Origin of the sequence: Myxococcus vastator (assembly GCF_010894475.1) — a bacterium.
GTDB lineage: Bacteria > Myxococcota > Myxococcia > Myxococcales > Myxococcaceae > Myxococcus > Myxococcus vastator.
The window spans coordinates 1-9,164 of record NZ_JAAIYB010000345.1 but is presented as its reverse complement, the minus strand read 5'-3'; the positions used below and the strand labels follow the sequence as shown (position 1 = coordinate 9,164).

The 9,164-nt window shown below is 72.0% G+C and carries 8 protein-coding genes and 1 pseudogene; 6 read left to right on the top strand and 3 right to left on the bottom strand.

Going from position 1 to position 9,164, the window contains the following annotated elements:
* The coding region (locus G4D87_RS27465; RefSeq protein WP_163785525.1) for a hypothetical protein at positions 1-982 on the top strand (982 nt) is incomplete at its 5' end.
* A gap of 9 nt (positions 983-991) precedes the next feature.
* Here G4D87_RS27465 and G4D87_RS27460 read toward each other — a convergent pair.
* Complete coding sequence (locus tag G4D87_RS27460; protein WP_163785523.1) at positions 992-1,873, bottom strand: YIP1 family protein; 882 nt, start codon at positions 1,871-1,873, stop codon at positions 992-994.
* Between the two features lie 95 nt (positions 1,874-1,968).
* Between G4D87_RS27460 and G4D87_RS27455 the strand changes: the two genes are divergently transcribed.
* On the top strand, positions 1,969-2,412 hold the full coding sequence (locus G4D87_RS27455) for an energy transducer TonB (protein WP_163785521.1): 444 nt from the start codon (positions 1,969-1,971) through the stop codon (positions 2,410-2,412).
* Positions 2,413-2,450: 38 nt separating this feature from the next.
* On the opposite strand, the gene G4D87_RS27450 is transcribed toward G4D87_RS27455, so the two are convergent.
* Positions 2,451-4,676: a serine hydrolase domain-containing protein gene (locus tag G4D87_RS27450; protein ID WP_163785519.1), complete on the bottom strand. Its 2,226-nt coding sequence runs from the start codon at positions 4,674-4,676 to the stop codon at positions 2,451-2,453.
* Positions 4,673-5,974 (bottom strand): GDSL-type esterase/lipase family protein, encoded by a 1,302-nt coding sequence (locus G4D87_RS27445; protein WP_240358654.1) that lies wholly within the window; start codon positions 5,972-5,974, stop codon positions 4,673-4,675. The genes G4D87_RS27450 and G4D87_RS27445 overlap by 4 nt, the downstream gene beginning before the upstream one ends.
* A gap of 427 nt (positions 5,975-6,401) precedes the next feature.
* Here G4D87_RS27445 and G4D87_RS27440 point away from each other — a divergent pair, with 427 nt between their 5' ends.
* From G4D87_RS27440 to G4D87_RS27425, 4 genes and pseudogenes are all read left to right on the top strand, one after another.
* Positions 6,402-6,755: a helix-turn-helix domain-containing protein gene (locus G4D87_RS27440; RefSeq protein WP_163785515.1), complete on the top strand. Its 354-nt coding sequence runs from the start codon at positions 6,402-6,404 to the stop codon at positions 6,753-6,755.
* A 101-nt stretch (positions 6,756-6,856) separates the two neighbouring features.
* Complete coding sequence (locus tag G4D87_RS27435) at positions 6,857-7,156, top strand: hypothetical protein (protein ID WP_163785513.1); 300 nt, start codon at positions 6,857-6,859, stop codon at positions 7,154-7,156.
* Positions 7,157-7,278: 122 nt separating this feature from the next.
* Positions 7,279-8,814 carry a GspE/PulE family protein gene (locus G4D87_RS27430; RefSeq protein WP_205507744.1) on the top strand — a complete coding sequence of 512 codons (1,536 nt, stop codon included), beginning with the start codon at positions 7,279-7,281 and terminating at the stop codon, positions 8,812-8,814.
* 26 nt (positions 8,815-8,840) lie between these two features.
* A pseudogene (locus tag G4D87_RS27425) lies at positions 8,841-9,164 on the top strand (PEGA domain-containing protein); the annotation flags it as partial.

Sequence of the window (9,164 nt, the reverse complement as noted above, 5' to 3'; positions counted from 1 at the left end):
CACCAGGCCCACCCCTGGCTACACGCTGTCCTTCCTCGAAGCCGCGTCGCCCTCGGGCTGTACGTGGATTCGCCATGAGTCGGCGGGCACACGCAAGCCGCTCGCCACCGTGGACGCGGGGTGTGAGCGGCTCAAGCTGGCCTGGGGGCCGCGTGGCCGGCAGGGCCTGGTGGTGGACCGGGGCAACGGCGAGCTGCCCCCGCGCGCCTGGCAGGTGGACTTCGAGTCCGGCCAGAGCACCCGGCTGCTGCTGCCCGAGCTCGGCCACACCGACACGCTGGGCTTCGACGAAGCGGGTCACGTCGTCGCGCTGGTGTCACAGCTGGAGGACCTGCCGCGGAAGATGGACAGCGGCCGTGAGTACTTCCTCTTCGACGGCAAGCGCTTCTTCCTCCCCGAGGCGGAAGGCAGCCCCGGCCTGGCGCACGCGTACCGCCACGAGGCCGGCCAGTGGAAGCACCTGGAGACGGTGGCCACGCTGTACGAGATGGACGGCGCCCTGGGCACGGAAGCCCTGACCACCGCCAGCCGGCTGACGTCCTCCACCTTCAGCCAGGACGCGGACCGGCTCTCCGAGTCGGCGCTGGAAGAAGGCAACAAGGACGCGGCGCGGCTGGACGCGGTGGTGAAGGACCGGGGCCACACGGCCTACGGCAGGTGGGTCTCCATGGAGACGCACCAGGGGCCGCTCTACGCCTGGGAAGCCGCGGGCGAGCTGCCCACGCTCATGCTCCCGCTACGCTGGGAGGCGAACGACCGGCTGGTGGAGCCTGAGCAACTGGCGCTCGCGCCCACATCGACCGTGGCGCTGCGGATGCGCGGGCGCCTGCTGCTGGTCTCCGCCGAGCAGGCCGCCCGCCTCTACGACGCGAAGACGAAGAAGCGCATCGCCGCGCTGGAGAACGTCCACGGCGCGCGCTTCTGGCCCCAGCAGCGGACCGTCACCGCGGCGGCGCCCACCACCGCGGTGACGGCGCCGTAGCGCCCCGCGCTACTTGCCGAAGCCGGTGGCCGCGCCCACCACCGCCACCACCGCGTAGCCTGCGAAGAGCAGGCCGCAGGAGAGCAGCGGCACCGCCAGGGCGCCCAGCACCGCGGTGCCCCAGGTCGTGCGGTGCATGCTCCGGTAAGCGAAGATGCGCAGCCCCAGGGCCCACAGGGGTGCGCCATACATGCCACAGAAGGGAATCAGGCCCATCAGGTAGGGCGACATCGACAGGGCATTGGCGCGCAGGGTGACCTCGAAGGGCTGACCGGTGCCGTCCATCCGGAACACGACGTGGTCCAGCGCGGAGTTGATGAGCGCGACGAGCATGCCCATGACGGGCGCCATCACCATCATCGCCCCGAACACCCCAAGCCCGACCAGCCGGAGCCCGTGAGCGGAGACGTTGTCGCCCTCTGTCATCGCCGACGGGATAGCGAGGAGGATGGCCAGGTAGACCAGCGCCGTGGTGAAGGAGGCGGCCAGGTTGGACAGCGCCGCGAAGCCCAGGGAGCTGCCCACCGAACCCTCCGGCCGCGCGCGCTCGAAGGTGGCCGTGGGACGCAGCATCACCGCCACACACGTCTGCCAGTACGCCCGCGGCGTCCCCAGCTCATCGCGCCGGTCCCACGGCAGGGCATCCGCGGGCACGCGGTCATGACACGCGGCGCACAGGGGCTCGTCCCGCTGCCCCTTCCGCAGACACCGCGCGCACGCGAAGCTGCCGCACCGGCCACACGCATGCAGGCTGCGCAGCTCCGGGTGGACGGCACACACGGGGTCGGCGGAGCCTGGCGTGGCCTCCTGCAGAAGAGACGTGCCGCACCACGCGCAGCTCTGCGCGCCTGGGACGACGAAGGCCTGACAACGGGGACACGGGATGCGCATACGTGCGCCCATCCTCGCATGGGTGCGCACCAGGACGCCCCGGCTGTCGGAGTCACGCTTTCGCGCCACCCCAATCCCGCTTTAAGGGGAAGAGCATGCACATGCCCGGCCTCATCTCCCTCCTCCTGCTGTCCGCGCCCACCCTGGCCGCCGAGCCGAAGGCGCAGGACAAGGAGGCGCTCGCAGCTCAAATCCAGCGCGACATGGAGGCCTTCGAGAAGAACATGGACCGCAGCATGCCCATCCCCTGCGGCAACCCGCCGGAGCGCCCCGAGCGAATCAGCGGGGAGGAGCTCCAGTTCGTCCCCTCGTGGTTCGCCCATCTCAAAAAGAACAAGCGCACCTACCAGATGTCGTGCACCTTCAAGCTCGACGGGACGGTGACGGACTGCCGGATGAAATGGCCGGGGATGGGCCTGGACGCGAAGAACCTCGAGCGCATCAAGCAGTGGCGCTTCAAGCCCGCCCCCTACAAGGGCAAGCCCATCGCGACGACCTGCACCCTGTCTGGCAAGCTGACGCCACGGCCGGCGAACTGAGCCCACACCGCCAGAGGCTCGCGCTCCGGCGGTGACGCTCACTTCCCCGCGGGCACCAGCCCGTGGTCATCCGGCACGGGGCCGCTGGCGCCCGGGGCCTCGGGGACGTCGGGTGCCGGCGCGACTTCCGGCTTGGGCGCCTCGCGCGCACGCTTCGCCTCACGCAGGGCCGCGGTGGCCGCCGCCTTCCGGCCCAGGCGCCGCTCCCGCTTCGCCAACGCCTCCCAGAGCTCCGGCGCCTCCGGGTGCAGCGCCACGCCCGCGCGCAGCAGGCCCGCCGCCACCGCGGTGGACTCCGCGGTGAAGAGGCGCTTCAGGAAGTTCCGGGGCGCGAGCGCCAGGACGCCCTGCGGCGTGGCCACGGCCTCGCGCAGCTGCGGCAGCACGGACGCCTCCGGGCTGGCCGCGAGCAGCGCCTCGGCCAGGGCCCAGCGCGCATCCAGGCCGTGGGGCTGCAGCTCCACCGCCCGCTCCAGCCAGCGCCGCCGCGCCGCGGGCTGCCTGCGCCAGGCGAAGCCCTCCGCGATGCGCAGCAGCTCGTCCGAGTAATCCGGATGGAACCCCGGCGACGCGGCCACGGACGCGCGCAGCGCGGCCCAGTGCGCCTCCGGGTTCTTCTCCTCGTCCAGACGCAGGCGTTGGAGCGCGGGCAGCCGCGCGCGCTCCCAGCTCGCGGCCAGGCGAAGCACGTCCGCGCGCAGCGGCTCGCCGATGCGCTCCGCTTCGGGCACCTGCTTCGCGTCACCCGCGGACAGGTAGTCCTCGAAGAACGCCAGCGGGCCTTCGACTGTGTAGGCCTTCAGCCGGTCCGCGCCGTGGACCTTCTCCAACGTGCGGGCCATGTGCGCGCCCACGCGGATGAAGAGGGCGCGCAGGCGTGGGTCATGCCCGCTCCGGACGCGCTCCAGCGCCGCGCGGGTGTCCCGGGCAATCTCCTTCCGGTTCAGCATCGCGGACAGCTGGGCGAAGGCGCCGGGCAGGTCCGTCTCCGCTGGCAGCACGCCCGGGCCGCGCGTGGCCCACTGGTGATAGGCCAGCCCATAGCTGGCGACGCGGGTGAGCCCTTCATGCACCACGGCGTCCACCGGGTCCGCGACGTAGGCATCGCGGCGGGTGTTGCCCTCTTCCAGCACCTGCTCCATCAACCGGATGGACAGCCGGCGCATGCGCCGCGCCTCGCCCTCCACGTTGGAGGCCAGGGCAATCACCGTGTCCTCGGCGGGGAGCATCATCAGCAGCGTGGTCGTCTCGTTCTGGCCGCCCGCGTGGGCCACCACGTAGTGGCCGCGCAGCGGATACGTGGCGAAGCCCATGCCGTAGTCGGTGAGGCGCCCGTCCGTGGTGGCCATGGACGTCTGCATGCGGCCCATCGTCTCGCGCGACACCAGGGTGTGCGCCAGCACGGCGCGGCCGAAGCCCAGCATGTCCCCCACGGTGGCGCGGGTGCCACCACCGGCGAAGCGGCTGGACACGTCGAGGAAGCGCGACGGCTTCAGCGCCGTGCCCTGGATGCGGTAGCCCTTGGCCTGGTGCGCATCACGCGTGGCGGTGATGTCCAGGTCCGCGTTCGGCATGCCCGCGGGCTTGAAGATGTGCTCGCGCAGGTAGTCGCGGTAGGACTGGCCGGAGGCCGTCTCCACCGCCGCGCCCAGCAGGTTGTAGCCCCACGTCGTGTACAGGTAGCGGGTGCGCGGCTCGAAGGCGAGCGGCTTGCCCGCGAAGACGGCGATGGCCGCCTCGGTGCTCACCGCCTTCGTGTTGCGGGTGGACGCCACCCCGTCATAGGTCGGCACGCCGCTCACGTGGCCCAGCAAGTCGCGCACCGTGACGGGCCACTGCCTGGCCGGATAGTTCGGCACCAGGGTGGAGATGTCCGCGTCCAGGCTCAGCTTCCCCTGCTCCACCAGTTGCAGCACCGCCACCGCCGTGAAGGACTTGGTGACGGACGCCATGCGGTACGTGGTGCGCGGCGTCGCGGGCAGCTTGCGGCCCACGTCACGGTAGCCATAGGCGCACACCCAGCGCTCCGCGCCGCGCGTCACGCCCACCGACAGCCCCGCGACAGGCCCCCGCGACAGCTCGGCCCGGACGACCGCGTCCAGGGCGCCGCGCACTTCCTTGGAGAAGGCCCCAGGGGACTGCTCGGCGTCGGCGCTGACGGCCTCGCACACGGGCTCCAGCGCGGCCCGAGGCGCCGCCAGAGACACGGGCCCCGCGAGCCCCAGGAGCACCGCGGCCCCATACCGGACGAACGCGAGTCTCATGGCGTGGCCTCCGCGCTGGGCTCGGACGCCCCGGCGGGCGCGGCGCCCGCCCCCGGCGGCATGGGCATCAACGCCGCGACACCGCGCGCGGGCGGCGGCGTCTCCACATAGGCGCGCAGCAGCGCGTCGGTGACCAGGTGCCCCAGCACGTCCAGGCCCGCGCCGCGCGGGTGCACCAGGTCGTCATGCATGTAGCCAGACGCATGGAGGCGCGCGAGCGCGCCCGCTCCGCCCATGGCGGCGTAGAAGTCGAAGAAGGCGCACCCCTCGGCGAGCGCGACCTCCCGCTCGGCGGCGTTGACCGCCTCCAGTGAGGGACGCTGCGACAGCGCCTGGGCCTTCGCGCCGGGCCCCTTCACCGCGTCCATGGGCCCCACCAGCAGGCACGCGCTGCCGGGCGCCGCCTCCCGTGCGCGGCGGAGCAGCGTCCGCAGGTCCGTGCGCAGCTTCTCCATGTCCAGGCGCTTCCATTCGATGCGCTTGGACTCGTTGCCGCCCAGGAAGAAGACGAGCAGCCGGGGCGAGCGCTCCGCGAGCTGGGACGTGAGCGTGGCGCCGTCCATGCGCGCATAGAGGCCCGCATCCGACGAAGGCACGCCCAGCGTGTCCAGGACGATGCCGGGCCGCGCGTGCTGCAACACCACGCCCTGCACCACCGCGCCCTGCCGCTCGGCCACCACGTCCAGCGTCTGTGCGCCCTCGGGCAGCTCGAAGTGGATGGCGCGCGACGCGCCGCTTCCCGTGGGCTCGGTCCGCGCGAGCACCTCGCCGCCACTGGAGATGCTGAGCGCGCCCGCGCCTGGCACGTCCAGCCACCACAGCGCGCCACGGGGTTCGCCGTCCAACTTGAAACGGCTGCGGGCCTTGGCGCGCGTGGCCACGTGATACACGCCGGTGATGCCGAAGGCGTGCGGGGGCGCGCGCAGCTCGCCCAGGGTGCGCGGCTGCCAGCCACTGCTGCTGGCGCTGGTGCGGCCTCGCCCACCGTAGGGGGCCATGCGGTCCACGAGCAACACGCCCCGGCCCGCGCTCCCGAACGCCGTGACCAGGTCGTCGCGCAGGACGTCCACGATGCGGTCCCCGGCAATCAGCGAGTTGCCGAACGCCTCGATGACCACGGGGCGGGTCGCGGTCCCCGAGGCCAACTCATCCAGCGAGGTGAAGAAGGGCGCCAGCGCCGTGCGCGCGCAGCCATTCCCCAGGGGGGCCACGCAGGGGTCCTCCACGCTCGCCCCGGGCGCGCCCAGCCTCTCGGCCAGGGCCTGGAGCTCGGCGGTCCGCTCGGGACGGGCAGGCATCCGCCGGCGAAGCGCTGGCGCGGGGGGCGGCCGCGGCGGTTCCACGGGGTGTGCGGCGGGTGCCTCTGGCGCGGAAGCAGGGGGTGTGGCGGCGCGAGGCGAGGACTCGATGTCACAGGCGGTCAACAGGCCACCGAGCAGGACCGGGAACCAGGTCCGCCGGCCGCTCCGCCCGACTTCCGAATGCGTCATGTAGGAGGCAGCGTAGACGAAAGCCCCTGCGTGCGCATGTTCCCGGCCGGCGGCTCCCTGCCTGCTGGAGGAGCAGCCCTGGAGCCCACACTCCGCGTTCGTGGTCGCGGTGGAGTGGATGCATGTGAGTCAACGGAAGTCGCGGGAGAAACGGCCCGGCGCAAATGCAAGGTCAAGCCCCGAACATCCTCCCTTCACATGTGACCGAGATACCCCAAATTATCCGCTCCCTCTTATGGAGAAACGGAAAAACAGGGTCGCGAACTGGACGCGGTTGCACCGCCGGTTTGGCGACCACGTGCGCAAGCTCCGGACGTCCCGGGAGCTCACGCAGGAAGCGCTCGCGGAGCGCAGCGACCTGTCCGTGGACGCCATCCGCCGGATTGAGCGCGGTTCGTTTTCTCCGTCCCTGGACACCCTGGGCAAGCTCACCAAGGGGCTCGACGTCTCCTTGAAGACGCTCTTCCAGGGCTTCGAACGCGAGCGCTCCAACGCCGTGGCGGAGATCTGCGACTTCCTGTCCGTGCGCTCGGGCCGCGAGGTCGAGCTGGCCTGGCGCGTCATCCAGGCCATGTTCGAGGAGCGCTGAGCCCGCCCCCGCCCCGTCACGCTCTCATCACCCTGCGCAAGTACACCTGGATTCGCGGCCCATGGAGGGCCGCGACCTGGCTGTCTTTCACAGGAGCAACCATGAACACGCTGACGAAGTTCCTCGCGGGCACCTCCTTCCTGTTCGCGCTCACCTTTGCCCCTGGCGCGCAGGCGCAGTACCAGTGCTACGAGGTCTGCGACTGCTCGAAGCCGTGCAATACGTTCTGCTGGGATGGCGACGAGCGCTCCAACTGCTTGACCGCGGGCCTCTCGTGCGCCGGCGACTGCGCGAAGCACGACCCGCGGGCGTCCGCGGACGAGCAGCAGTCGTCCAACGCCGCCGACCCGGCTTGTGGCCAGCAGCAGGACGACAAGGCCTCGGAAGAAGCCAAGAGCTGAGCCTCACAGGGGTTCCCAGTGGGTCAGGACACGCCCACCCGTCCTGGCCCTCCGGGGCCCGCGAACAACACCCTGGGTCCTTTTGAGAGCACGCCGACCCAGGTGGTAGCGTGCGGCGCCTGATGACCGCGCTGATGAATCGAATCGCGAGCCTGCTGTGGACCCTGGCGGTCCTCGTGGTGGTGGGCGGCGTCGGCCTGTGGGCCTACCGGCACGCGTCGCTGGGCGCCGCCATGCTCCTCCAGGAGGGCGGCGGCTACCTCCAGGCCGTGCTGTCGCCGCTGCTCGCGGGCAGCGTGGCCCTGGCGTTCGGGCTGAGCTACAGCGCCAGCGTGGTGGCGCACCGCGCCCGGCACCGCGCGCCCCGGCCGAAGCCCCTGCCCAAGGGCCCCAGCATCTCTCCGCTCGAGGTGCTCACCCACGACACGGCCACCGCCGTCAGGACCCTGCTCAAGGAGCTGGGGCAGCGGCTGCGCCACATCGCCGCGAAGCCCGACCCGGACATCATCGCCTTCATGGGCCAGTTGATGGACGGCGCCATCCGCCTGGGCGCCAGCGACATCCACATCCATCCGCTGGAGTCGGGCACGCGCATCGCGTTCCGACTGCATGGCGTGCTGGAGGAGGTGCTCTCCTTCCCGCGCGAGCACCACTCGCGGCTCATCAACCGCGTCAAGGTCCTCGCGAAGCTGGCGCTGTACGACCTGGACAAGCCCCAGGACGGGCACTTCCCGTGGACCACGGACGACGGGCCCGCGGACATCCGCGTGTCCATCCTCCCCACCAACCACGGCCCCGCGGTGGCGCTGCGCATCGCCCGCACCGGCGTGCGGCTGCCCCAGCTGCCCGCGCTCGGCTTCCCCGACGCGTTGCTCGCGAAGTACCAGGAGCTGCTCGCGCTGCCCCAGGGCCTCATCCTGGTGGCGGGCGCCACCGGCAGCGGCAAGACGACGTCGCTGTACGCCTCGCTGGGCCACATCCAGCAGTCGCGCGGCGAGCTCACGCGCATCGCCACCATCGAAGACCCCATCGAGTTCGACGTCCCCCTCTTCGCGCAGACGCAGGTCAACGCCGCGCAGGGCTTCACCTTCGCGCAGGGCCTGCGCGCGGTGCTGCGGCAGGACCCCAACGTCATCATGGTGGGTGAGATTCGCGACTCGGAGACGGCGCGCACGGCCATCCAGGCGGGCCTCAGCGGCCACCTGCTGCTCAGCACCATCCACGCCAACTCCGCCGCGGGCGGGTTCAACCGCTTCATCGACATGGGCGTGGAGCCCTTCCTGCTCGCCTCGGCGACGGTCGCCACCCTCTCGCAGCGCCTGGTGCGCAGCCTCTGCCCCCACTGCCGCGCGCCCCTGCCCCTGACGCCCGAGGAGGCGGTGCGGCTGGATGCCGCCGGAATCCGGCGCGGGAACTTCTTCGGCCCCGTGGGGTGTGAGCGTTGCGAGGGCAGCGGCTACCTGGGCCGCACCGCCCTCTACGAGATGCTCGTGGTCTCCCAGGGCATCCGCGACGCCATCAACGCCAAGGTGCCCAGCTCCCGCATCCAGGAGCTCGCCATCCAGGAGGGCATGGTGCCCCTGCTGGCCGCGGGCGTCGAACGCGCACGCACGGGCGACACGTCGCTGCGCGAAGTGTTCCGCGTCGTTGGCGGCTGAGCCCTCTCCCCAGGAAGCGACCTCACGTGAACACCCCTCCCTTTCCCTGCGGCCCCGTCACGGATGCGTCATCCGACAACGAGGCCTGGTCCCAGTCGTTGATGGGACGCACCGAGGAGCTGGCCCACCTCCAGGCGCAGACGCCCCAGGAAGCCGAGCCCGAAGGGCCGCCCACGGCCCAGCCCGGGCTCGGGGGAGCCGGGGTGCCCCGGAAGCGCACCTTCCAGGCGCCGCCACCGCCGCCTCCGCCCAGCCCGCTGGCCGCCGTCCTCAAGCTCTGCGGCGCCGCCGCGGGCCTGCTGGCCGCGAGCCTCCTCGTGCTCCCCGCGCTCCGGCAGGCTGGCGAGCCC

Coding starts and splice junctions, on each gene's coding strand:
- G4D87_RS27455 (WP_163785521.1), top strand. CDS start 1,969: ATGCACATGCCCGGCCTCATCTCCCTCCTCCTGCTGTCCGCGCCCACC.
- G4D87_RS27440 (WP_163785515.1), top strand. CDS start 6,402: ATGGAGAAACGGAAAAACAGGGTCGCGAACTGGACGCGGTTGCACCGC.
- G4D87_RS27460 (WP_163785523.1), bottom strand. CDS start 1,873: ATGCGCATCCCGTGTCCCCGTTGTCAGGCCTTCGTCGTCCCAGGCGCG.
- G4D87_RS27430 (WP_205507744.1), top strand. CDS start 7,279: ATGACCGCGCTGATGAATCGAATCGCGAGCCTGCTGTGGACCCTGGCG.
- G4D87_RS27435 (WP_163785513.1), top strand. CDS start 6,857: ATGAACACGCTGACGAAGTTCCTCGCGGGCACCTCCTTCCTGTTCGCG.
- G4D87_RS27450 (WP_163785519.1), bottom strand. CDS start 4,676: ATGAGACTCGCGTTCGTCCGGTATGGGGCCGCGGTGCTCCTGGGGCTC.
- G4D87_RS27445 (WP_240358654.1), bottom strand. CDS start 5,974: ATGCCTGCCCGTCCCGAGCGGACCGCCGAGCTCCAGGCCCTGGCCGAG.